We start from the raw sequence: 23153 nt of genomic DNA, 5'->3' as shown, positions 1-23153 counted from the left end.
GGCTCGCGTTGGTCCGCATCGGAGCCGCATCGCGGCGTACACGAAGAGCGAGACCCGATGTCCGACAAGACGCAACCGACCGACGAGACCAAGTCCAAAGGTTTCCAGCAGGACGGCCAAGGGGACAAGGCCAATCCCGAGAACGGCCGGGAGGAGAAGGACCAGCGCCTCGACGAGGCGCTCGAAGAGACCTTTCCGTCGAGCGATCCGGTCTCGGTGAAGGTCACGAAGTAGCGGCGCGGCGGTGCCGGGTCGGCTCACGCTCGATCCGGCACCGGTGAACGCCCATCGCGCCAGGGCGAGGCTCGGTTTCGTCCGGTACCGCCGCTGCGCCATGGACGAGTTCGTCAGCGCCGATTGCGCGGTGGGTGTCGGGTCGGGGCGATGCCCGTCACGATGCGGCCGAGCGTCGATGGAAGCGTCGTGCCGCCGTCGTCGAAATTCCGTCACCGGGCCACCGCCCCCACCAGCGGCCCGAGCGGACGGCTGAGGTCGGAGCGGCCGAGGCCCGGCGCGTAGAGGCTCGAGACGCTGCCGTCGAGGAACAGCGCGTTGTTGCAGGCGAGCGCGTCCTTGAACAGGCGGGCGAAGGCGCCGAAGGTCACCGGGTGCTCCGAGATGGCGAAGATCGCCGTGCGCCCGCCGTCGCGCACGCCGACGCCGTTGCGGATCTTACGGCTCGGTCCGTCCGCCGAGATCTTGGGGTGGATCCTGCCCTCGATCACCAGCATCGGGCCCGATTGCGTGGCGAAATCCGGGCTCGGCTTGGCGCGCAGGTAGCGGGCGGTGTCGAGCACGCCCGCGCGGTCGCCCTTCACGTAGAAGACGCCGTTGGGCTTGAGGTGGAAGTTGCCCGGCCCGCTGGCGGTGGAGACGCCCTTCATCTCCCGACCCTCCTCGACGTAGAGCCCGACCGGGGCCTGTCCCTTGTCGTACATGCCGGCATTCATCGCGAAGCTGAGCCGCGGCCCCTGGCGGTCGGCGAGGTTCGACAGCGAGGAATAGGGCAGCCCGTCCGGCCCGAGCCAGAACAGCCGCACCCGCTCGCGCCGCAGGTCGACGGTGCAGATCGTGTAGGGCTGCCCTTCCGACTCGACCGACCGGCAGGGGCCTCCCTTCGCGGCCGAGGGCTGCGCCCGAGCGACCGGGCCCGTCAGCGGGACGAGGCCGAGGCAGGCGACGAGAACGGCGAGGCGGCACTTCACGGACGGGCTGTTCCTGGCTGGCGGCGGCCTGATCGGGGCACTCTTCCCCAGGGCGTGCTCGGCCGCGAGCGCCCTCCTCGCGCGAAAGCATGGCAGCATTCAAGCGGCCGGCGATCCCAGGGCGGACGCCGCCACGGCTTTGGGACCAGAAGCCGCAGGGACCGTTTTTTTCCGCCGGGCGTTCAAGACGAGCAGGGGAGCGATTCTCTCGCGGCAATTCTCTCTCGGGCGGAGACGATCTGATGAAACGGGTTGTTCTGGCTTCGGCGGCCATGGTCGGCGCGCTGATGATGATCCCGGCGACGGCCGATGCCCGTCCCGGCTTCGGCGGCTTCCGCGGTGGCGGCGGCTTCCACGGCGGCGGTTTCGGTGGCGGCTTCCGTGGTGCCGGGTTCGGCGGCCCGCGCTTCGGCGGCGGTTTCGCCGGCCGAGGCTTCGGGTATCGCGGTGCCGGGTTCGGTGGCTGGCGCGGCGGCTACGGCGGTTGGCGCGGCGGCGGCTGGGGCTATCGGCGCGGCATCGGACTGGGCGGCGTGGGTCTCGGCCTCGGTCTCGGCCTTGCCGCCGGCGGCCTCTACGGCGGCTACGGCGGTTGGGGTGGACCCTACGGCGGCTGGGGCGGCCCTTACGGCTACTCGAACGTCGGCTACGATCCCTATTTCGGCGGCGGCTGTTACACCGTTCCGCGCGTGCGCTGGACGCCTTACGGCTATCGCCGTGTCCTGGTCGAGCAGTGCTACTGATCGCAGGGATACGCACGACGACAATTCGAACGACGACGAAGGGGCCGCGCGCGACCCCTTCTTTTTTGCCTCAGCGCCGTTTCGCCTCGTCCTGCCGCATCGGCATGGCATCGATGGTCGAGAACAGGCGCTGCGGCGGGATCGGCTCCTCCGAGGTGAGCTTGGCGTCCCCGTCCTTGCCAACCAGCACCGCCCGGAAGCCATCGTTCGGCAGGCCGAGATGTCGGCGCAGGGCGACCGCCCGCTCGCCTCGCCCCACCGCCTCGACGGTGACGAGATCGCGCTCGGAGGCGCCCGTGCGCGCCGAGGCGAGCGCCTGCCGCTGCGCCGCGAGGCGGGCGTCGCCCGCCTCGGCCGCAGCCAGGACGAGAACCCGAGCCGTCCCGCGATAGGCCGCCAGCGGATCGTCGCCCGCTCCCGCCGCGGAGCCGCCCGACGCAAGCATCGTTGCCAGCGTCGCCGTCGTCACCGCGCGTGCCTTCCACGCCATCGCAAACCTCCGCGCTTTCGCGTCCACCACCGAGATACCGTCGGTTTTCGGTATTGCCGGGACCAGCGCGCGACCCATCTGCCCGGTTCCGTTCGCCGAAACGCCGGAGGAGTTCCATGGCCGTCGTCAACCGCCGGATCGTGCTGGCCGCGCGCCCGCACGGCGAGCCACGCCCTGAGCATTTCCGCCTGGAGGAGGGCCGCACGCCGGAGCCGAAGGAGGGGGAGGTTCTGCTGCGGACCCGCTGGCTCTCCCTCGATCCCTACATGCGCGGGCGGATGAGCGCGGCGAAATCCTACGCCAAGCCCGTCGAGATCGGCGAGGTCATGGTCGGCCAGACGGTGAGCGAGGTGGTCGCCTCGGAAAATCCGTCTTACGCCGAGGGCGATCTCGTCCTGAGCCAGTCCGGCTGGCAGGAATTCGCCGTGTCGGACGGCCGGGGGCTGCGCCGCCTCGACCCGGCGGACGGGCCGCCGAGCCGGTTCCTCGGCATCCTCGGCATGCCGGGCATGACGGCTTACGCCGGTCTCCTCGAAATCGGCCGGCCGCAACCGAAGGAAACCGTCGTGGTGGCCGCGGCGGCCGGGCCGGTCGGCTCCCTCGTCGGCCAGATCGCCCGCCTCAAGGGCGCCCGGGCGGTCGGGATCGCCGGCGGCCCGGAGAAGTGCGCCTACCTGACCGAGACGCTTGGCTTCGACGCGGCGGTCGATCACCGCGCCGACGACTTTCCCGATGCCCTGGCCCGCGCCTGCCCGGACGGGATCGACGTCTATTTCGAGAATGTCGGCGGGGCGGTGTTCGACGCGGTGCTGCCGCTGCTCAACGACTTCGCCCGGGTGCCGGTCTGCGGCCTCGTCTCGGGCTACAACCTGAGCGAACTGCCTCCCGGTCCCGACCGCTCGCCGGTGCTGATGCGCGCCATCCTCACCAAGCGGCTGACGCTGCGCGGCTTCATCGTCTGGGATTTTTCCGCCCTCCACGACGACTTCCTGCGCGATGTCGGCGGCTGGCTCCGGGCCGGCCGGGTCCGGGCGCGCGAGGACGTGGTCGAGGGCCTGGAGAACGCGCCGGTCGCCTTCGCCGGGATGCTGCGCGGCGCCAATTTCGGTAAGCTCGTCGTCAAGGTGTCGTAGCAGGTGGCCGGGACCGGGTTCGCTCGTTCAGCGCTCCGGAATGACGACCGAGGGGGCGGATCGGCATCCGAAAGGCTTGCTTGCGTGAACCCGTATCCGCAGCCCTGGGACAGGCGTCGCAAAGCTTGCCCGATCTTTCGAACAAAGATAGAACATGACGAACGGCGGCAGCGCGGTGGGAAGCGGGTACAAGCCCTGCGACCCGCTTGCCCCGCCGGGGCAGGACGCTCAGAGTCGCGGCCATCGCGGGCGTGACGAGAAATGCCCTGTGAGATCGGACCGGATGGAGAGATGAGATGGCGGGCAGCGTCAACAAGGTGATCCTCGTCGGCAATCTCGGGCGCGATCCCGAGACCCGGCGCCTGTCCTCGGGTGATCCCGTGGTGAACCTGCGCATCGCCACGTCGGAGTCCTGGAAGGACAAGGCGTCGGGTGAGCGCAAGGAGAAGACCGAGTGGCACTCGGTCGTGATCTACAACGACAACCTCGCCCGCGTGGCCGAGCAGTATCTGCGCAAGGGCTCCAAGGTCTACGTCGAGGGCCAGCTCCAGACCCGCAAATGGACCGACCAGTCGGGTGTCGAGAAGTACACCACCGAGGTGGTGCTCCAGCGCTTCCGCGGCGAGATGACGATCCTCGACGGCCGCGGCGGGGGCGGCGGCGACTTCGCGGGTGACGACGAGGGCGGCGGCCAGATCAGCCGGGGGGGGGATCGCGGCGGGCGCGACGATTACGGTTCGAGCCGCTCCGGCGGCGGCGACCGCCGGCCCTCCTCGGGCGGCGGCGCCAAGCCGAACTACGACCTCGACGACGACATCCCGTTCTGAACCCTGTCAGAGCCTGCTTGTCTGAAAAGACGATGCTCTCGTGGCCGCAGGTGTCCTGGTCGCGCAAGACGGCCCCGCTGCCGAAGCACCTGTTGCCGCGCTCGTCTCGAGGATACGAGGAGATCCGCTCCCTCGAAGACGGTGGGCGGCGGATTCCGTTCGACTTCGTGAAGCCTGCCGAGGTCCGTTCGCTGCTCTTCCTGGCCGAGTGCTGCGGGTTGGATGACGAGCTGTGAGAGCCATGCCTTTTAAGGTGTTTTCTTAGCCATTAGCTTGGCCTTTTCGAGGACCCTGGCGGTGGCGACGTGTTTTCGGGCCGTAGCCGCCGCTACATAGGGCTTGTCGACCTTGCGCTTGGGACCACGCGGGCTGGTTGCAATCCGCCCTGGGTCGACCCGCTCCGCCAAGGCGAGCAAGCGGGCCGCGACGCTCGCCGCATCCTCCTGGCCCGTCAACACAGAGCCGTGTCCGAGCGCCACCATCAGCCCCTCGTAGCCGGCACCGATCTGACGGCTCAGGTGGAACACCGAGACCCGCGGCTCGGGCCCGTGCACCTGCTCGATGCACGCGCTCAGCAGGCTCAGCACGTTGTGGGCCAGAACGGCAGCGGCAAACCCCAGCAGGGCCGCCCGCGGACGACCCAGGCGACCGGCCTCGCTGTGCAGCACCCGTTCCATCTGCAGGAACAGACCCTCGATCCGCCAGCGTCGCCGATACACCTGCGCGATCTGCGCCGCACTGACGCTCGCCGGCAGGTTGCTCCACAGCCAGATCGTCCGGTCTCCCTCCGTCGTTGGCGCCGTCAAGCTCAGCGCGATGCGCCGCCACGCATCGCCGCTCCCCTCCAGCGTAATGCTCTGCTCACACAGTGTGCCGGTCTCGCAGGAGCCGCACGCCTGCCAATCCCCCTGCGCGCCCAGGCGGGGATGGTTGCCGTGCCGACGCACCACGAAGTGGCTGCCTGCCTCAACCAGACCCTGCAGCCAGGTCCGGACACAGAAGTGCCGATCGGCGACCCAGACCTGACCGGGCGCGGCAGCGTCCAGGAGGGCCCGGGCCAGCGCCCGTTCGTCGGCATAAGCATCTTCGGCCGCCACCAGATCGACGGCCAGGCCGGTATCGGGATCGTAGACGACCAGGGTCTGCCCCGGCAGGGCGGCGCCGCGATGCGCGCGCAGAGGCTTCAGGCGCTTGTCGCTGCCGGGCAGATGGTTGCCGTCCAGCACGCGCAGTGCGTAGCCCGGCAGGCTCGGATGGCCGGTGCCCGCCGCGGTCATCACCGGGGCCAGTCGGGTCGCGCTGCCGCGCACGAGGGCGCGCAGCAGGTCGGGCTCGGTGCGGTTGACCTTGTCGTAGAGGGCGGGCAGCGAGACGGTCAGGTCTTCGGCTTCGCGCGCAGCGGCGTGCAACGACGAGCGCAGGCCGAGAGCGACGAGCATCGTCAGCCTGACGACAGTGGAGAACAGCAACTCCCGCGTGTATTGCCGCTGGCGATGCTGCTCGAACACCTCGTCGATCCAGCCGGCCGGCAGCGCGTGTTCCAAGGCCGTGCGGGCCATCAGGCTCGTCGGCGCATAGTTCTCGAACCGTTCAATGACGGCAGACCAGACTGGATCGGATCCTTGCAATGCTTCGCTCATTGCAAGGATATAGTTAATATAAACGAACCTTAAAAGGCATAGCTCTCAGGGCCTGTTTGACCGGCCGACGTGTCTTCGTCAGGCCGCGGCCAGGCGAGAGGAAAGCCATGACTCCCATCCCCACCCTGATCCTGAGGGTCGAGATGGGATCATCGCAGTCGAACAGGCTCTCACCGCTCGGGTCATTTCGAAGCCTGCGTTTCTTTTCGGTCACGCATCCGCGCCGGCATGCCCGTCCGCGACGGGCTTGGCCGCCGTGCCGTTCCTCAGACCGCCGACCAGCGCGCCGAGGCTGCCCTTTCCGTCGGAAAAACCCGCCTCGTCGAGGATCGCCCCGAGGATCGGGCTGTTGTACTGGTAGCGCAGCAGGTGGCCCGACAGGCTGTCGCCGAAGCTTGCGGAAGCGCCGCCCGCGCCGCCTCCCATCATGCCGCCCGCGTCGAAGATGCGGATCGAGTCGATCTTCTCCACCGCCCGCATGCTCTCGCGCAGGGCATCCGGGATGATGCCGAGGCGCTTCAGGCCGGTCTCGTAGGCGCGCGCCTCCGCCGAGAGGGCGTTGCGGGCCTCGTTCATCACCCGCTCGCGCTCGGCCTCCGCCCGGCCGAGCTGGGCGATGGCCTCCGCCTTCGAGGCGGCGGCGGTCGCCTCGGCCTCGGCGAGGGTGGTGATCGCGTTGGCCCGGTCCTCCGCCGCGCGCCGCTCGGCCTCGGCCGTGACCGTGATGCCGGTGGCATCCTTCTCGGCCTCGCGCTTGGCGGCGATGACCGTGACCTCGCGCTCGCGCTCGGCGATCTCCTTGGCCTTGGCGGTGGCGACGCGCTCCTCCGCGGCGACCGCCAGGGCCTCGGCGGCCTTGGCGGCGGCGCGGGCTTCGGATTCCTTCTGCGAGCGCTCGGCGATCCTGATGGCGTTGTCCTGCAGCACGAGCTGGCGCTCGCGCTCGGCCTCCGCGTTGCGCTGGGCGATGGCGAGGTCGGCCTCGATCCGGGCGCCCTCCGAGTTCTTGCGCGCTTCCGCCTCGCGCAGGCGCACCGCCTGCTCGCGCTCGATCCGGGCGGTCTCCTCGCTCTGCTGGGCGCGCTGCTCGGCCTGGGCCGTCTCGGCGCGGGTCTCGGCGGTCTTGTTGGCGATGTCGCGCTCCTGGGCCAGCTCCGCCTCGCGGGTGGTGCGCTGGATCTCGAGCTGCTTGAGCGCGGTCTCGCGGTCCTTCTCGGCCACGGCCACCTCGGCGTCGCGCTCGGTGGCGTTGCGCTCCTTGCGGCGCTGCTCGGTGATCTCCTTCAGCCGGGCCAGCCCTTCCGCGTCGAACGAGTTGTCCGGGTTGAAATGCTCGATCGAGGTCTGGTCGAGCCGGGTCAGCGAGGCGGATTCGAGTTCGAGGCCGTTGTGGCGCAGGTCGCCCGAGACCGCCTCCTGCACCCCCTTCACGAAGGCGGCGCGCTTCTCCTGAAGGTCGGGCAGGGTCATGCCGGCGGCGACCGCGCGCAGGGCATCGACGAACTTCGCCTCGATCAGTTCGCGCAGCAGCATGGCGTCGTTGGTGCGGTCGCCGAGCGTCTGGGCGGCGAGCGCGATCGACTCCTCCTTGGGCTCGACCCGGACGTAGAACTCGACCGTGATGTCGGCCCGCAGCCGGTCCTTGGTGATGAGCGACTCGTTGCCCGAGCGCTTCACCTCCAGCCGCAGGGTGTTGAGGTTCACCATGGCGATGGAGTGGAACACCGGCAGCAGCACCGCGCCGCCGTCGACCACGACCTTGCGTCCGCCGAGGCCGGTGCGGACGAAGGCGGTGTCGCGGGTCGTGCGCCGGTAGAGCCGGCTGAACACGAAGCCGATGCCGAGCAGCGCGACGACGATGATGCCGGCGATCACCAGCAGGTTGACGAGACCGGAACCGACCATGTCCATCGTGAGCGATCCTTTCGGCTGGGGGAAGTCAGAGATCCGGCGCGGCGGGCACCGCGACGTAGACGGCGTCGGCCCGGTCGACGATGAGGACGCGGGTGCCGGATTCCATGGGAGGCGCCCCGGGGGCGGCGCGGGCGCGCAGGAAATGGGCGTTGCCGTGGCGGTCGAGGGCTCGGACCTGCCCGGGCAGTCCCTGGTCGAGGGGACCGAGCGTGACCTCGGCGGTCGCCCCGATCAGGTCGTCGGCGGTGACGACGTAGCTCTCGTCGCGCGGGATCAGGCCGGCGATGGCCTTGGTCGAGACCCGGAGCGCCGGCAGCGTCGCCGCGCCGGCGAGCGGGACGGCGACCGGTGCCGGCAGGGGAGCGAGGAGGGCGGAGGCGAGGCCTTGCAGGACGAAGCCCGCCAGCGCGAAGGCGGCGAGCGCCAGGATCAGCAGGATCAGGAAGGGCACGCGGCCGAGATTGATCCACGACATCAGGGCGGCGGGGGGAGAGCGGCCCGTTCGCATCCGCCGCGGTCGCGAGGTCGCCGCCGCCGCCCGGCTGGCCTGCGTCGTGGCCGAGGGCGCCATCGACCAGCCCGGAGAGGGACTGTCCGACGAAGAGGGACAGGGCCTCGACCACGACGAGGCCGGCCATCACCGCCGCCGCCAGGGTGAAGGGGAACAGCGCGGGGCCGGCGAGGGGGCTGACCAGCGCGCTCACGAAGGTCGGCCCTGCTTCAGCGCGGCGAGCCGCCGCTCGATGGCGTCGTCGCGGTGCAGGCGGTCCAGTTCCTCGACCGAGGGGTCGGCGGCGGCCGAAGCCGTGCCGGTGACCCGGTCGATCGCCCGCAGCGACTGTTCGAGCTGGCGGGGTGCGCGTGGCCTCCTCGCGGCCGTAGCCGTCGAGCGGGTCGGCCGCCTGGGGCGCGGGGTTGCGAAGCAGCGCGATGCGGTGCTCGGCGTCGCGCCGGGCGGCTTGGGCCGCCTGCAACGCCTTCGAGGCCGCCGCGTGGCGCTCGGCCACGTCCGCGAGACTCGAATCGATCGCTTCGATCTGACTCTCCAGGTCGAGCTGCCGGGCGATGCCGGCCCGCGCCAGATCCTCGCGCCCGCTCGACAGCGCCAGCGACAGCTTTTCCGGGAGCGCGGTCGATTCGCCGTCGAGCTGGCCGCGGCGGACACCGAGGCGGTGCGCCTCGGCCTTGATCCGGCCGAGATCGAGCCGGGCCTCGTGGATCACCGCATCGATCTCGCGCAGGGCCTGCTCGGCCACGGCGAGGCCGTTGCGGTCCTCCACCGCGTCGAGGGCGGCGTTGGACAATCCGCCGATGATCCGGCCGACGCGGGTCAGGATGGTCTCGGGCATGCGGGTCTCCTCCTTCGGGGCGATGACGGAGACGCCCACCTGGATGGTGAGCGCGTCGCCCGCGACCGTGAGGCGGGCGCTGGAGAGTTCGCGCCAGGGGCCGTCATAGCCCTCGACGCGATAGGGCATGGTGCGCCGGCCGCAGAGCGTGGAGAGCGCGATCTCCGAGGCGCTCTTCACGCTGAACAGCTTGTCGTCGAGCGGCATCGACGTGACCGTTCCGGGGTCGAGGCCGCTCGCCTGCTGCGCGAAATCGCGGATGCCGAGGGTGACGAGTCGGGCCGGCAGCCCGGTCTCGTCGCGCACGCGCTGGTAGCCGTGCTCGATCAGGGCGACGACGTTGGCCCGCAGGCCGTGCTCGCGGCGGATCTCCCCGAGGAGGACGAGCATCCGCCGATAGGCTGCGAGCAGGGTGTGGACCGCAGCGAGATCCGCCGGCTCGGGCAGGAGCCGGTAGGTCAGGCGGGACGGGAGCGTTCCTGATCTGGACACGAATCGAGCTTAAAACACCAAATCGGTGTTTTCAAGGGATGTGCACGCCTTGGATGCGATGATGGATGTCCGGCAGCGATCCGGCCGACGCGAGGCCGGATGGCCCCGATACGGAGGTCACCGTCGCGCTGACGGTTCGATCACGCACCGTTGTCGTCGCGCGATCCGCCGCCCGAAGATGACCCGACCTGCCGGATCGCCTCGCCCAGGATCATCGCGGCGCAGACCGCGACGTTGAGCGAGCGCAGGCCCGGCCGGATCGGCACGACGACGCGCGAATCGGCCGCCGCGTGGACCGCCTCCGGCACGCCGGCCGATTCGCGGCCCATCAGCAGGCAGTCGCCGTCGCGGAACGCGTGCCCCGTATAGGGCGCCGACCCGGCGGTGGTGGCGAGCACGAGCCGGGTGCCGGTCTCGCGCCGCCATGCCTGGAACGCGTCCCAGGAGCGGTGCCGGGTGATCGCGACGTGGTCGAGATAGTCGAGGCCCGAGCGGCGCAGGTGGCGGTCGGAGACGTCGAAGCCCGCCGGCTCGATGATCTCGACCGCGACGCCGAGGCAGGCGGCCATGCGCAGCATCGTGCCCGCATTCTGCGGAATGTCGGGCTGGTAGAGGGCGAGGCGCAGCATCGCGGGCGGGGCTTCGGCGGCGGGGCGGAGTCTTGCCTGCGGCATGGGCGCGGGGTTGGCTCGGCGTCAAGAAGGCTTACCTCAGCCGCTCGTCCCTCACGCGGTGTCTCGGAAAAAATGTTCCTCGATTGGCTCGAGCGCCGCATCGATCCGTTCGCCCCCTTCGACGACCGGCGCATGCCGCCGAACACCGTGCTGGGTTTCGCGGGCTTCTATCTGCGGCCGATCCGCTTCGCGCTCCTCGTCCTGCTCGTCATCGCCGTGGTGGCGGGCGGGATCGAGGCCTCGCTCTACCTGCTGATGCGCTGGTTCATCGACCTGATGAACGGGCCCGACCGGGCGAGCGTCGTCTCCGACAACGCCGTGCCGCTGACGCTCGCGGCGCTGCTCCTCCTCGTGGTGCGCCCCTTCGCGATCTGGCTGCACGAGGTCGCCTCGAACCAGCTCGTCGTGCCGCAATCGACCAACCAGATCCGCTGGCGCACGCATCTCTACACGCTCGGCCACTCGCTCTCGTACTTCCAGGCGGATTTCGCCGGGCGGCTCGCCAACCGCACCGTGCAGGTGGGGCCGGCGGTGCGCGAACTCGCGGTCGTGTTCATCGACACGCTGCTCTACGTGGCGATCTACGCGGTCACCGCGATCGGCCTGTTCTCCTCGATCTCCGCGTGGCTCGCCTTGCCCGTGGTGGTCTGGGTCGCGGCCTATGCCGGGCTGACGGCGTGGTTCGTGCCGCGCGCCCGCAAGCGCTCGCATCTGACCGCCGAGACCCGCTCGACCCTGATCGGGCGGGTGGTCGACAGCTACACCAACATCCTCACCGTGAAGCTGTTCGCCCGCGACCGCGAGGAGCGCGCCGCCGTGCGCGACGCGGTCGACACGCATACGAAGGCCTATCTCCATCAGTTCCGGCTCACCACGCTGACGACGAGCCTGCTCGGCGGGCTCAACAGCCTGCTCCTGTTCACGACCGCGTACGTCTGCTTCGCCCTGTGGCAGCGCGGCGGGATGACGACCGGCGAGGCCTCGGCCGGGCTCGCGCTGATCCTGCGGCTGATGGCGATGTCGGGCTGGGTGATGCAGACCGTGCGCGGCGTGTTCGAGAATGTCGGCGTGATCCAGGAGAGCATGCAGACCATCGCCCGCCCGCACGGCCTCGCCGACGCGCCCGATGCGAGGACGCTCCACGTCGCCGGCGGCGACATCCGCTTCGAGAACGTCGATTTCCACTACGGGCGGGGCGATGCCAGCATCATCGAGAACCTGTCCTTCCGCATCCGGCCGGGCGAGAAGGTCGGGCTCGTCGGCGTCAGCGGCGCCGGCAAGAGCACGATCACGTCGCTGCTCCTGCGCCTGCACGACGTCGAGGGCGGGCGCATCCTCGTCGACGGCCAGGACATCGCCGGGGTGAGCCAGGATTCCCTGCGCGGCGCCGTCGCCATGGTCAGCCAGGACACCTCGCTGCTGCACCGCTCGATCCGCGACAACATCGCCTACGGCCGCCCGGAGGCGAGCGTCGCGGAGATCGAGCGGGCGGCGCGATCGGCGCACGCCCACGACTTCATCCTCGACCTCGTGGACCACAAGGGCCGGCGCGGCTACGACGCCCATGTCGGCGAGCGCGGGGTGAAGCTCTCGGGCGGGCAGCGCCAGCGCATCGCCATCGCCCGCGTCATCCTCAAGGACGCGCCGATCCTGATCCTCGACGAGGCGACGAGCGCCCTCGACAGCCAGGTCGAGGCGGCGATCCAGGAGGCGCTCGACACGCTGATGGGCGGCAAGACCGTGCTCGCCATCGCCCACCGGCTCTCGACCATCGCCGCCCTCGACCGGCTGATCGTGATCGATCGCGGCCGGATCGAGGAGGAGGGCACCCACGCCGAACTGATCCGCCGGGGCGGGCTCTACGCCGACCTGTGGCGGCGCCAGTCCGGCGGTTTCCTGGGGGATCGGGCGTCGGCCCCGGCCTCGTAAGCGGAAGAGAGGGGTGTCGTGACGCCTTCACCGAGCCTCGCGGCGACCGGGTTCGAGCGGCCGCCCGCCTCGCCCTGGCGGGAAGAGTTGCGGGCGACGCTGAAGCTGTCGGCGCCGCTCGTCCTCATCAATCTCGCCCAGCACGGGCTGGTGGCGTCCGATGCGGTGCTGCTCGGCCAACTCGGCGCCGAACCGATCGCGGCCGGTGCGCTCGCCACCAGCCTCTACCTGCTCCTGTTCATCGGCGGCATCGGCCTCACCTCCTCGGTGGCGCCGCTGGTCGCCGAGGCCGTCGGCCGCGCGGCCGACGGAGCCGAGAGCGGCGAGGTGCGGCGCACCGTGCGGGCCGGGCTCTGGGTCGGCTTCCTCGTGACGCTCGCGCTGATGCCGGGCCTGTGGTTCACGGAACGTCTGCTCGGGCTGCTGCATCAGGAGCCGGCGGTCGCCCAAGAGGCCGGCGCCTACATGCGGGTGCTGCAATGGTGGATGTTCCCGGCCCTCGCCTTCATGGTGCTCAAGGGCGCGCTCGCCGCGCTCCAGCGGCCGGGACCGCCGCTCGCGGTGAGCCTCGCCGCGCTTCCCCTCAATCTCGGGCTCGGCGCCTTCCTCGCCTTCGGGCCGCTCGACCTCGGCATCGTCGGCGTGGCGCTCGGCACCGTGCTCACCGAGTTCCTGGCGCTCGCCGCGCTTCTCACGGTGATCCGGCTCGACCCCGGCCTTCACCGCCACTGGATGTTCGCCCGCCTCTGGCGCTTGGACCCCGAGCGGCTGGGGCGCGTGATGCGGATCGGCCTGCCGATGGGCGTCGCCGGCATCGCCGAGGCCGGCCTGTTCGAGGCGGCGACCGTGGCGATGGGCATCTTCGGCACGGTGCCGCTCGCCGCGCACGCGGTCACGCTCCAGATCGCGGCGACCTGCTTCATGGTGCCCAACGGCATCGGACAGGCGGCGACCGTGCGGGTCGGGCGCGCCTTCGGGGCCGCCGACCGGGCCGGCCTGCGCCGCGCGGGCGCCGTGGCGCTCTGGCTCGGCTTCGGCTTCATGGTGGCCTGCGCGCTGCTTCAACTGCTCGCGCCGCGTCCCCTGATCGGCCTGTTCCTCGATGCGGGGGCACCCGGTGCGGCCGACGTCTTTCCGGTCGCGGCCGGCTTCCTGATCTTCTCGGCCCTGTTCGCGATCTCGGACGGCGTGCAGTCGGTGGCGCTCGGAGCCCTGCGCGGCCTGCAGGACACCAAGGTGCCGATGCTGATCGCCCTCACCGGCTACTGGGGCATCGGCGTGCCGCTCGGGGCGGCGCTCGCCTGGGGCGCGGGAATGGGCGGGCGCGGCATCTGGGCCGGCTTCTGCGCCGGGCTCCTGACGGTCTCGATCCTGCTGGTGATCCGCTGGCGGCGCCTGAGCGCCGCGCGTCGCAAGCGCGCAGGCGGTGTCCGAGCGGAACGGCCGGGGAGGGCCGGGGTTTGCGTCCCCGAGGATGTCGGGAGGACGACGGACGCCATGGCCGGGAAGGACGATCACGAGGCGATCTGGAAGGACTTCGAGGGCGCGGTGAACATGACCGCCTCGGCCCTCGAAAAATTCCTGGAATCCGACGAGAGCCGATCGGTCGGCCAGAAGAAGGAGGGCGGCGAGGCCACCGGCCACAGGCAAGGCCGCCGCATCGTCGAGATCCTGCACAAGAAGAAGGCCGATCTCAGCGACGACGACTACGCCCACATGAAGAAGGTGGTCGGCTACGTGCACCGCCACCTCAAGCAGGGTGGCCCCGAGGACAAGGCCAGGACGAAGGATTCGCCCTGGCGCCTCTCCCTGATGAACTGGGGCCACGACCCGCTGAAGGATTGAGCGGTTTCCTGAAGGGGGGAGAGGCTCGGTGCGACGCCGGGGATTCGTTCGGCTCTCGTCGCGCTCTGGATTGCTTGCGCCGAGCCTCGCGATGACGGAGGCCGGAACCGCACCGCCATTGCGAACCGTCGGGCGAAGCGATCCGGGCAGCCGACTCCGCAGGACGCGCTGGACCCGACTCGCGGCCTACGCCGCGCGACGCCGCTCCGGATAGAGCCCCGCCAATCCCTCCTCGGTCGCGGCGCAGACGCCGCGCTCGGTGATCAGGCCGGTGACGAGGCGGGCGGGCGTCACGTCGAAGGCGGGGTTGGCCACCGGGCTTCCGGGCGAGACCACGGCGACGGTGGCGAAGCCGCCCTCGTCGGTGCGGCCGGTGAGATGCGTCACCTCGCGGGCGTCGCGCTCCTCGATCGGGATGTCGCGCACCCCGTCCGACAGCGTCCAGTCGATGGTCGAGAAGGGCAGGGCCGCGTAGAACGGGATGCGGTTGTCGCAGGCCGCGAGCGCCTTCAGGTAGGTGCCGATCTTGTTGCACACGTCGCCCGCCGCCGTGGTGCGGTCGGAGCCGACGATGCAGAGATCGACCTGGCCGTGCTGCATCAGGTGACCGCCCGCGTTGTCGGCGATCACCGTGTGCGGCACGCCGTGGGCGTTCAGTTCGAAGGCGGTGAGCGCCGCGCCCTGGTTGCGCGGCCGGGTCTCGTCCACGAAGACGTGGACCGGCACCCCGGCATCGTGGGCCACGTAGATCGGCGCCAGCGCCGTGCCCCAGTCGACGGTGGCGAGCCAGCCGGCGTTGCAGTGGGTCAGGACGTTGACGGGACCCGGCTTCCGCGCGGCGATGTCGGACAGGATCCTCGCCCCGTGCTCGCCGATGGCGCGGCAGCTCGCCACGTCCTCGTCGGCGATCCGCGCCGCTTCCTCGAAGGCCAGCGCCGCGCGCTCGGCTTCCGGGACGCGGCGCAGCACGGCGGCCATCCGGTCGAGCGCCCAGCGCAGGTTGATCGCGGTCGGCCGCGTGGCGGCGAGCGTCGCCGCGGCCCGTTCGATCCCGGCCTCGCTCGCATCCGCGCGCAGCGCCAGCGCGAGGCCGTAGGCCGCGGTGACGCCGATCAGCGGCGCGCCGCGCACCACCATGGTGCGGATCGCCACCGCCGCATCGTCGAGGCTCGCCAGCCGCTTCAGCGCGAAGGCGAAGGGAAGCCGTGTCTGGTCGATGACCGTGACGGAGCGCCCGTCGGCCTCGGGGAAGATGGTGCGGTAGGGGCGTCCGTCGATCTTCATGGAGCCCCGTGTCGCACGAAGGCCCCGCCGGTTCCAGCCCACGATGCGGGCGGGGGTTTTGTCAATGCCGGGCGACGACGGCCGATGCCCATCACAAATCGGTCATCGTGAGCGCGGCGGTGCGCGAATAGTGTGGATGCGAGCATGGATTGCGACCGGAAAGGCATGACAGCGGCGGGAATTCGGTCACTCTGCCGGATACCGCGCGCAGAAGAACTCGCCGCGCGGTCTTGCCGGAGGATGCCGCGATGTCCGATCATCTGGAGGATGTGAAGAAATACGCCAAGAAGCCGGTCAACGAGGCTGCCGTCGCGGGCCTCGCCAAGACCTACCGGCTCGTCCTGTCGCAGTCCGATACCCGCTACGTCGCCTGCTCCGACAAGGCGGAGCTGGAAACCGTGCGCAAGAACTTCCTGGAGAAGAAGCTCGGCCTCAACGGCGGCGACCTCGACGCCGCCATCAAGGGCGTCTGCGAGACCATGAAGGCGACCCGCTCGAAATCGCGGCTGACCTTCTACTACCTGCTCGCCGAGCATTACGGGAAGCTCGACACCCTGGCGTGAGCGATCCCGGCCCCGCAGGCCGGGCACGGGCGCGTTACCGCTTCACCCGCTCGACGTAGATGTCGATGTAGGCGCCGTCGTCCAAGTCGAGCAGGTCGCGGATCATGCCCGGCAGCTTGCACAGCAGGGCCGGCATGGTCGGTGCCTCGGTGGCGAGGCCGGGCACCGGCGAGTCGTGGACGAAGAAGACGCCGGCAGCCTCGTCCCAGGCGCAGCGGACGGTGACCTTGCAACCCATCTTGCGATCCTCGCGGTCGGAGGGGAGGGGCGACGGCGCGGAAGCCTCCGCGTCGTCGCCGTCCACGGGGCGGCCGGGATCGGCCTCAGAAGCGCACGGGGCGCACACGCTTCACCTGCGGGATCGCCTCGATCGCCCTCAGCACCTCGGGGGACACCTCGCCGTCCACCGCCACGAAGGCGATGGCGTTGCCGCCCTCCGTCTCGCGGCCGAGCGCGAAGGTCGCGACGTTGACGCCCGCTTCACCCAGCACCGAGCCGAAGCGGCCGACGAAGCCGGGCTTGTCGTGGTTGCGCACGTAGAGCATGTGCGGCGCGAACGCCGCGTCGATGTCGATCCCGCGGATCTCGATGACGCGCGGCTTGCCGTCGTGGAACACGGTGCCGGCGGCGTCGCGCGGCATGTCCTCGGCATCGACGGTGATCCGCACCACCGACTCGTAGTCGCTCGCCCCGCCCTCGCGCTTGATCTCGTCCATGACGATCCCGCGATCCCGCGCGATGACCGGGGCCGAGACCATGTTCACGTCCTGCAGGATCGGGCGCAGCACGCCGGTCACCGCCGCGGAGGTCAGCGCCCGGGTGTTCATCCCGGCCACCGCGCCCTCGTAGGTGATGCGGATGCCCTTGATCGGCGCTTCCGTGAGCTGGCCCAGGAACGAGCCGAGTTTTTCGCACAGCGCGACGAAGGGCTTGAGGCGGGGCGCCTCTTCCGCCGAGATCGAGGGGAAGTTGATCGCGTTGGTGATGGCGCCGCTGCGCAGGTAGTCGGCCATCTGCTCGGCGACTTGGAGCGCCACGTTCTCCTGCGCCTCCGAGGTCGAGGCGCCGAGATGCGGCGTGCAGATGACGTTCGGGTGGCCGAACAGCGGGTTCTCGGTCGCCGGTTCGGTCACGAACACGTCGAAGGCCGCGCCCGCCACGTGGCCGGAATCGAGGGCGGCGCGTAAGGCGCTCTCGTCCACGAGCCCGCCGCGGGCGCAGTTGACGATGCGCACGCCGCGCTTGGTCTTGGCGAGGTTTTCCTCCGACAGGATGTTGCGGGTCTTGTCGGTGAGCGGCACGTGCAGGGTGATGATGTCGGCGCGTGCCAGCAACTCGTCGAGCTCGACCTTCTCGACGCCGATCTCGACGGCGCGCTCCGGCGTCAGGAAGGGATCGTAGGCGACGACCTTCAGCTTCAGCCCGATCGCCCGGTCGGCGACCACGGCGCCGATATTGCCGCAGCCGATCACGCCGAGCGTCTTGGCCGTCAGCTCGACGCCCATGAAGCGGTTCTTCTCCCACTTGCCGGCCTGCGTCGAGGCGTCCGCCGCGGGGATCTGGCGGGCGAGCGCGAAGATCAGGGCGATGGCGTGCTCGGCGGTGGTGATCGAGTTGCCGAACGGCGTGTTCATCACGATCACGCCCTTGGCGGTGGCGGCCGGCACGTCGACGTTGTCGACGCCGATGCCGGCGCGACCGATCACCTTGAGTCGGGCGGCTTGCGCCAGCAGCTTGGCCGTCGCCTTGGTGGCGGAGCGGATGGCGAGCCCGTCATAGCTGCCGATGACGGCGGCCAGCGCCTCCTTGTCCTTGCCGAGGCTGGGCTGGAAATCGACCTCGATGCCGCGATCGCGGAAGATCTGGACGGCGGCGTCGGACAGGGCGTCGGAGATGAGGACCCTGGGCTTGGTCAAAGCGGGCTTGGGCATGGAAAGCACCTCGCATCGTGCGGGCGCGCAGGATCGCTGCCCCTGAGCGGGGCATGGCCGGTCGCCGCGTCGCGCGGGACATCACCGGCGGATCGCTGGAGCGCGTTGATTGAGCAAATGGCCGGTCGCGCGACCGGCCATCGTGACGTCTCGGACCCTCAGGCCGCCGCGGCGGCGAGCGCCGCCTTTTCCTGGGCGAAGGCCCAGTCGAGCCAGGGGGTGAGCGCCGCGAGGTCGGAGGCCTCGACGGTGGCCCCGCACCAGATGCGCAGGCCGGCCGGTGCGTCGCGGTAGGCGCCGAAGTCGAAGGCCACGCCTTCACCCTCCAGGCGGCTGACGATGCCGGCGGCGACCTTCTTGACCACGGCGTCGCCCTTGGCGAGCACGTCCGGGTCGGTGATCACGAGGCAGACGCCCGTGTTCGAGTAGGTCGCCGGATCCACCGCGAGGTGGCCGATCCAGGGGGTGCGCGCCACCCAGTCGTGGACCACCTTGGCGTTGGCGTCCGCCCGCGCGTGGAGCGCGTCGAGGCCGCCGATCGACTCGGCCCATTTCAGGGTGTCGAGGTAGTCCTCGACCGCGAGCATCGAGGGCGTGTTGATGGTCTCGCCCTTGAAGATGCCCTCGATCAGCTTGCCGCCCTTGGTCATGCGGAAGACCTTCGGGATCGGCCAGGCCGGCGCGTGGCTCTCGATGCGTGCGACCGCGCGCGGCGAGAGGATCAGCATGCCGTGCGCGGCCTCGCCGCCCATCACCTTCTGCCAGGAATAGGTGACGACATCGAGCTTGTCCCACGGCAGCGGCATCGCGAAGGCGGCCGAGGTCGCGTCGCAGATCGTGACGCCCTCGCGGTCGTCGGCGATCCAGCCGCTGTGCGGGATCTTCACGCCGGCGGTGGTGCCGTTCCAGGTGAAGACGACGTCGTTGTTCTTCGTGTCGATCGCGTCCAGCGCCGGCAGGATGCCGTGCTCGGTGGTGCGGACGATCGGATCGATCTTGAGTTCCTTCAGGGCGTCGGTGACCCACTCGGCGCCGAAGGAATCCCAGGCCATGACCTCGACGGCCTTCGGGCCGAGCATCGACCACATCGCCATCTCGACGGCACCGGTATCGGAGCCGGGGACGATGCCGATGCGGTAATCGGCGGGAACGCGCAGGACCTTGCGGGTCAATTCGATGGCCTCGGCGAGCTTCGCCTTGCCGGCGGCCGAGCGGTGCGAGCGGCCGAGTGCCGCGCCGGAGAGGGCATCGAGGGTCCAGCCGGGACGCTTGGTCGTGGGGCCGGACGAGAAATTGGGCACGCGCGGGCGCGCGGCGGGCTTTTGAGCCGTCATGTCAGCCATCCTTCCAGATGAGCGCCTCCCGTTGGGGGGAGGTGTCCCGCCGCGGTGAATGACCGATTGCGGGCCGCGATGCAAGCGGCTTTTTCAGGATTCGCCCCGGTGTGTGCCGCAGGTGACAGAACGATGTTTCATACCAGCCGGCGATGAGGATCACTCATCGTCGGCTGCCCCCGCGACTGCGGGGCGGCGGCCATCCGCCGGATGCGCTGATCCCGACCATCGGTCGGGATCAGCGCCGCTTGGTATCAGTCCTCGCAAGAACAGTCCCGGAGAAGATCCATCTAAGGTTCGTCGCGCTCCAGCAGGTCCGGCCGGCGCGCCCGCGTCAGCGCGAGGCTCCGCTCGGCCCGCCAGCGGGCGATGGCGCCGTGGTTGCCGCCCATCAGCACGTCGGGGATCGTCCGCCCCTCCCATTCCCGCGGCCGGGTGTAGTGCGGGTATTCGAGCAGGCCGCCCTCGAAGCTCTCCTCGACCCCGGAGGCGTGCTGGCCCATCACGCCGGGCAGCAGGCGCACGCAGGCGTCGATCAGCACCAGGGCCGCGATCTCGCCGCCCGAGAGCACGTAGTCGCCGATCGAGACCTCTTCGAGGTCGCGGGCCGCGATCACCCGCTCGTCCACGCCCTCGAAGCGCCCGCAGACGATGATCGCGCCGGGGCCTTCGGCCAGCGCCCGCACGCGGGTCTGCGTCAGCGATTGTCCACGCGGGGACATGAGGAGACGGGGGCGGGCGTCGTCCGGGGGGGCCGCGGCATCGATCGCGGCGCCGAGCACGTCGCAGCGCAGCACCATGCCGGCCCCGCCGCCGGCGGGCGTGTCGTCGACGTTGCGGTGGCGGCCCAAGCCGTGCTCCCGGATCTGCCGCGCCTCCAGGCTCCAGCGTCCGCGGGCGAGCGCGTCGCCCGACAGGGAGTGGCCGAGGGCCCCGGGGAACATCTCCGGGTAGAGGGTCAGGACGGTGGCCCGCCAGGGGGCCGCCGTACCGGTCGCAACGGGCTCGCTCATGCCGCTTGATGGCGGTGCCGGCCGGGCGGGTCAACGGAGATGGGGCAGCCCGCCGCAGCATCGTCCCGAACGGTGGCTGCCGCCTTTCGAAAGCGGCGATCAGCGGCGCGCGGTCGGAACCCGGCGCTTCGGCGTGGCGTGGCGGTGGCCCTTGAGGCGCCGCTGCGGCTGCCGGACGATGCGGCGCTCGCCCCGGTCCATGCTCGGGTCGGCGAAGGGCTCGGCGGTTCCCGCGGGCCGATTCACCGTCGAGAGGCCGAACGGATCGGGCGAGCCCATGGGGAGCCCGACCGTCGCGCCGGGCATGCCCTGCGCACGGGCGAGGCCGGCCGTGAGGAGCGAGAGTGCCAGGGCGGCGGAGAGGGAGAAGATGGGGTTGCGCATGGGGCTGCCTTCGCGCCTGGTTCGGACCTGTCTCCATAGAACGGGGCGTGCCCGCGAAGGTTCGCGTGATTCGGTTCTCGCTGCACGCCGTCATCGCGAGCGTCAGCGAAGCGATCCGGCGGCGCGACCTTTCCGGATACGGCAGCGCCCTGGATGGCTTGCGCCGAGCCTCGCAAGGACGAAGGAGACGTCGAAGCGATCGAGTGGGTGCCGTATGGGCCGGCACGTTCCGCCGCTTGCAGGCGTTGACCGTCGGCATGACCCGCTTCGCCGCCGCGCTCCTTCTGTCGTGCCTGCCGGCCCTCGCGCCACGGCACGACGCCGAAGCTCCTGCGCTGCGAACTGGCGACGGTCGGCTACCTTGCGGTATTCGAAGTGCCCGCGCCGGATGCGATCCGTCCCTGCCGGGATGAGGTGATGCGGGAGAAACGGTGAACAAGTTCGCCCAAGCCCGCATGCACGTACTTTATGTAATAAGAATATGTAGAGACTAGCAAAAATTTATATCATACGCCATCCGGTTGATGAGTTCGGCCTCTCCTGCGTCATCGCGAGGCGAAGCCGTGGCGATCCAGGGCGCGCCCTTTCCGGACCTGTGGCGCCCTGGATCGCTTCGCGGCCGCTCGCGAGGGCGGAGGGAGGCGAAACCCGAAGCGATCAAGCGGAAACGGTATTATACATTCAGATGATGTTGCCATAATTTATACTAAGTCTAATTTCTAGATTATATTATACATTGATGGTAGGCCAATCCATTTTTGATCTGGTGATGTCCGAAATTTTATCCCTTTGTTGGGACAATCTTTGTCGGGAATAAGAATCTGAAATTCATTGTCGCCTATTTTCGAAAGAACCACGCCATCGCAGCCGCTATAACTGATTCTCTTGATCCTCTTAAAATAATTCGGACTCTGTGGATTGCTGCTTGGATATGTTTCAATCCATTGATCGTCGCTCAGGCGCTGCCATCTTTGTGCGCTTTGGCCCGAACCTACCTGGGCATCGTATGTGAATGCGCTAACCTCTTGAGATCTTTCGTTCCGCACAGGGTCTTGATCGCCGCTCGAATATCTTCTGTAGCCATTACATTGCTGGGCGGCGTCTACGCGAATGAATTTTGCCCAGTTGCACGGGAGGCCTGATGAAAAGGCGAATACTGTGAAAAATAAAAATGTAATGAAGAACAAATTTATTGACCATATGAGTGCGGACGCTGCGTAGCCCCCGCCAATAACGCCGCTGGTTACCGCTACGCTAAAAATGAATAGCACAGCCATCCCGACAAGAACGGATCCGGCTAGTATATACGGGTCTCCATTCTTCGACATCAACGAAACAATGATCGTTCCTGCGGCTGCGATACCGACAAGTCCGCTTGCAAATCGCAAGGACGGAACTTCATTTTGGGCATTTTTCAGAATCTGAAGTGGGTTCATGGCAGTATAAAATACTCCAGCTCACCCCCATTTGATACTACTGCCGAAACAAAGTCAATATTGCCGCATGGTTGCTGCGACACCTCCTGCGCCGACATCAAATTATGGTCTGTTCAGATTATAATACAGTGATTTTGCGCAATGTTCTGGAATTTATTTCGAATAACATAATCAGTGAGGCTCGACGTATATTTGATTATCTTTGCTCCTTCTCAAAGACGTAGTCTGCTTTCTGGGATGATACTCTGAAATTGCTAGCCCGGATCGTCGGCGGGCTTCGGCCCCGGCGGGGCGAACAGATCCTGCGGCGGGTCGGCGACCACCTTTCCGCCGGCGATGTCGAGGGTCGGCACGAAGGCCCTGGTGAAGGGCAGGAGCGCGGTCGGGCCGCCGGCCGCCGGGCGGATTTCGAGCAGGTCGCCGCCGCCGTAGTTCGGCACCGCGACGACGCTGCCGATCACCGTGCCGCGCGCGTCCTCGACGGTCAGGCCGATCAGGTCCGTGAGGAAGAACTCGTCCTCGTCCTCCGCCTCGCCGAGGCGCTCGCGGGGGATCGCCAGGGTGACGCGGTTGAGCGCCTCGGAGCCGGTGCGGTCGTCCACACCCTTCACCCGCACGATCAGGAGGTCGGGCGCGCCGCCGGGGGCGGGACGGACATCCTCGAATTCCAGGGTGCGGCCGTCGGAGGCGCGCAAGGGACCGTAGCCTGCGATCGCCAGGGGCTCGCCGGTATAGGATTTCAGCCGAACCTCGCCGTGCAGCCCGTGCGGGCGGCCGAATTCGCCGAGCAGGACGAGGCTCGGGTCGGGGGAGGCGGGTATCGGGGATTTCGGCGCCTGCGGCTTGCGGGCCGAGGTGACCGCCTGCGGTACGAGACGATCGGGCCGCGCGGGTCCGCGCGACGAGGAACCGGGGCGGCGGGCCATGCAGGATGCCTGTCTCGAGCGGCGAAAACGCCCTCCCCCCG

General features: G+C 69.4%; 22 protein-coding genes and 2 pseudogenes. 9 read left to right on the top strand and 15 right to left on the bottom strand.

Annotated features, from left to right (window positions below):
- Positions 1–57 precede the first annotated feature (57 nt).
- Positions 58–234: a hypothetical protein gene (locus PGN25_08470; GenBank protein MEH3117621.1), complete on the top strand. Its 177-nt coding sequence runs from the start codon at positions 58–60 to the stop codon at positions 232–234.
- Positions 235–446: 212 nt separating this feature from the next.
- Here the strand turns inward: PGN25_08470 and PGN25_08465 are convergent, their stop codons facing one another.
- A complete protein-coding gene (locus PGN25_08465; protein ID MEH3117620.1) occupies positions 447–1157 on the bottom strand; it encodes a phosphodiester glycosidase family protein in 711 nt (236 codons plus the stop codon).
- A 290-nt stretch (positions 1158–1447) separates the two neighbouring features.
- Between PGN25_08465 and PGN25_08460 the strand changes: the two genes are divergently transcribed.
- Positions 1448–1948: a hypothetical protein gene (locus PGN25_08460; GenBank protein ID MEH3117619.1), complete on the top strand. Its 501-nt coding sequence runs from the start codon at positions 1448–1450 to the stop codon at positions 1946–1948.
- Positions 1949–2018: 70 nt separating this feature from the next.
- On the opposite strand, the gene PGN25_08455 is transcribed toward PGN25_08460, so the two are convergent.
- A complete protein-coding gene (locus PGN25_08455) occupies positions 2019–2438 on the bottom strand; it encodes a DUF4174 domain-containing protein (GenBank protein ID MEH3117618.1) in 420 nt (139 codons plus the stop codon).
- A gap of 116 nt (positions 2439–2554) precedes the next feature.
- On the opposite strand from PGN25_08455, the gene PGN25_08450 reads away from it, so the two are divergent.
- The 3 genes from PGN25_08450 to PGN25_08440 all read left to right on the top strand — a co-directional run bounded on the left by PGN25_08450 (position 2555) and on the right by PGN25_08440 (position 4634).
- Positions 2555–3571 (top strand): NADP-dependent oxidoreductase, encoded by a 1017-nt coding sequence (locus tag PGN25_08450; GenBank protein MEH3117617.1) that lies wholly within the window; start codon positions 2555–2557, stop codon positions 3569–3571.
- A gap of 296 nt (positions 3572–3867) precedes the next feature.
- Complete coding sequence (gene ssb, locus PGN25_08445; GenBank protein ID MEH3117616.1) at positions 3868–4398, top strand: single-stranded DNA-binding protein; 531 nt, start codon at positions 3868–3870, stop codon at positions 4396–4398.
- A 17-nt stretch (positions 4399–4415) separates the two neighbouring features.
- The gene (locus tag PGN25_08440; GenBank protein MEH3117615.1) at positions 4416–4634 is read left to right on the top strand and encodes a hypothetical protein; all 219 of its coding nucleotides are present in this window, start codon (positions 4416–4418) and stop codon (positions 4632–4634) included.
- A gap of 12 nt (positions 4635–4646) precedes the next feature.
- Here PGN25_08440 and PGN25_08435 read toward each other — a convergent pair whose 3' ends face one another.
- From PGN25_08435 to PGN25_08415, 5 genes and pseudogenes are all read right to left on the bottom strand, one after another.
- On the bottom strand, positions 4647–5957 hold the full coding sequence (locus PGN25_08435) for an IS4 family transposase (GenBank protein ID MEH3117614.1): 1311 nt from the start codon (positions 5955–5957) through the stop codon (positions 4647–4649).
- 291 nt (positions 5958–6248) lie between these two features.
- Positions 6249–7949 carry an SPFH domain-containing protein gene (locus tag PGN25_08430; GenBank protein MEH3117613.1) on the bottom strand — a complete coding sequence of 567 codons (1701 nt, stop codon included), beginning with the start codon at positions 7947–7949 and terminating at the stop codon, positions 6249–6251.
- A gap of 28 nt (positions 7950–7977) precedes the next feature.
- Complete coding sequence (locus PGN25_08425) at positions 7978–8427, bottom strand: DUF1449 family protein (GenBank protein MEH3117612.1); 450 nt, start codon at positions 8425–8427, stop codon at positions 7978–7980.
- A 514-nt stretch (positions 8428–8941) separates the two neighbouring features.
- Positions 8942–9301: pseudogene (locus PGN25_08420) on the bottom strand (PspA/IM30 family protein).
- Between the two features lie 632 nt (positions 9302–9933).
- Positions 9934–10422, bottom strand: coding sequence for a tRNA (cytidine(34)-2'-O)-methyltransferase (locus PGN25_08415; GenBank protein ID MEH3117611.1), 489 nt, complete (start codon positions 10420–10422; stop codon positions 9934–9936).
- Positions 10423–10539: 117 nt separating this feature from the next.
- On the opposite strand from PGN25_08415, the gene PGN25_08410 reads away from it, so the two are divergent.
- Together PGN25_08410 and PGN25_08405 are read left to right on the top strand one after the other, a co-directional pair.
- Complete coding sequence (locus PGN25_08410; protein ID MEH3117610.1) at positions 10540–12396, top strand: ABC transporter ATP-binding protein; 1857 nt, start codon at positions 10540–10542, stop codon at positions 12394–12396.
- Positions 12397–12414: 18 nt separating this feature from the next.
- Entirely contained in the window at positions 12415–14241 is a 1827-nt protein-coding gene (locus tag PGN25_08405) for an MATE family efflux transporter (protein MEH3117609.1), read from the top strand.
- A 186-nt stretch (positions 14242–14427) separates the two neighbouring features.
- On the opposite strand, the gene mtnA is transcribed toward PGN25_08405, so the two are convergent.
- Entirely contained in the window at positions 14428–15525 is a 1098-nt protein-coding gene (mtnA, locus tag PGN25_08400) for an S-methyl-5-thioribose-1-phosphate isomerase (protein MEH3117608.1), read from the bottom strand.
- Between the two features lie 248 nt (positions 15526–15773).
- Here mtnA and PGN25_08395 point away from each other — a divergent pair, with 248 nt between their 5' ends.
- The gene (locus tag PGN25_08395) at positions 15774–16088 is read left to right on the top strand and encodes a DUF2853 family protein (protein MEH3117607.1); all 315 of its coding nucleotides are present in this window, start codon (positions 15774–15776) and stop codon (positions 16086–16088) included.
- A gap of 34 nt (positions 16089–16122) precedes the next feature.
- On the opposite strand, the gene PGN25_08390 is transcribed toward PGN25_08395, so the two are convergent.
- The 5 genes from PGN25_08390 to PGN25_08370 all read right to left on the bottom strand — a co-directional run bounded on the left by PGN25_08390 (position 16123) and on the right by PGN25_08370 (position 20750).
- Positions 16123–16326 (bottom strand): DUF1902 domain-containing protein, encoded by a 204-nt coding sequence (locus tag PGN25_08390; GenBank protein ID MEH3117606.1) that lies wholly within the window; start codon positions 16324–16326, stop codon positions 16123–16125.
- A gap of 85 nt (positions 16327–16411) precedes the next feature.
- Positions 16412–18019: a phosphoglycerate dehydrogenase gene (gene serA / locus PGN25_08385; protein ID MEH3117605.1), complete on the bottom strand. Its 1608-nt coding sequence runs from the start codon at positions 18017–18019 to the stop codon at positions 16412–16414.
- A gap of 158 nt (positions 18020–18177) precedes the next feature.
- Positions 18178–19353 (bottom strand): phosphoserine transaminase, encoded by a 1176-nt coding sequence (locus PGN25_08380; protein MEH3117604.1) that lies wholly within the window; start codon positions 19351–19353, stop codon positions 18178–18180.
- Between the two features lie 290 nt (positions 19354–19643).
- Positions 19644–20366 carry a tRNA (guanosine(37)-N1)-methyltransferase TrmD gene (gene trmD / locus PGN25_08375; GenBank protein ID MEH3117603.1) on the bottom strand — a complete coding sequence of 241 codons (723 nt, stop codon included), beginning with the start codon at positions 20364–20366 and terminating at the stop codon, positions 19644–19646.
- A gap of 99 nt (positions 20367–20465) precedes the next feature.
- The gene (locus PGN25_08370) at positions 20466–20750 is read right to left on the bottom strand and encodes a hypothetical protein (GenBank protein ID MEH3117602.1); all 285 of its coding nucleotides are present in this window, start codon (positions 20748–20750) and stop codon (positions 20466–20468) included.
- 300 nt (positions 20751–21050) lie between these two features.
- Between PGN25_08370 and PGN25_08365 the strand changes: the two are divergent.
- Positions 21051–21185 (top strand): annotated as a pseudogene (locus PGN25_08365) (SAM-dependent methyltransferase).
- A 284-nt stretch (positions 21186–21469) separates the two neighbouring features.
- Here PGN25_08365 and PGN25_08360 read toward each other — a convergent pair.
- Positions 21470–22186 carry a hypothetical protein gene (locus PGN25_08360; GenBank protein ID MEH3117601.1) on the bottom strand — a complete coding sequence of 239 codons (717 nt, stop codon included), beginning with the start codon at positions 22184–22186 and terminating at the stop codon, positions 21470–21472.
- Positions 22187–22440: 254 nt separating this feature from the next.
- Positions 22441–23112, bottom strand: a complete 672-nt coding sequence (gene rimM / locus PGN25_08355; GenBank protein ID MEH3117600.1) for a ribosome maturation factor RimM — start codon at positions 23110–23112, stop codon at positions 22441–22443.
- Positions 23113–23153 lie beyond the last annotated feature (41 nt).

This window comes from Methylorubrum populi, assembly GCA_036946625.1.
Taxonomy (GTDB): domain Bacteria; phylum Pseudomonadota; class Alphaproteobacteria; order Rhizobiales; family Beijerinckiaceae; genus Methylobacterium; species Methylobacterium populi_C.
This window is presented reverse-complemented; position numbering and strand designations above follow the sequence as displayed.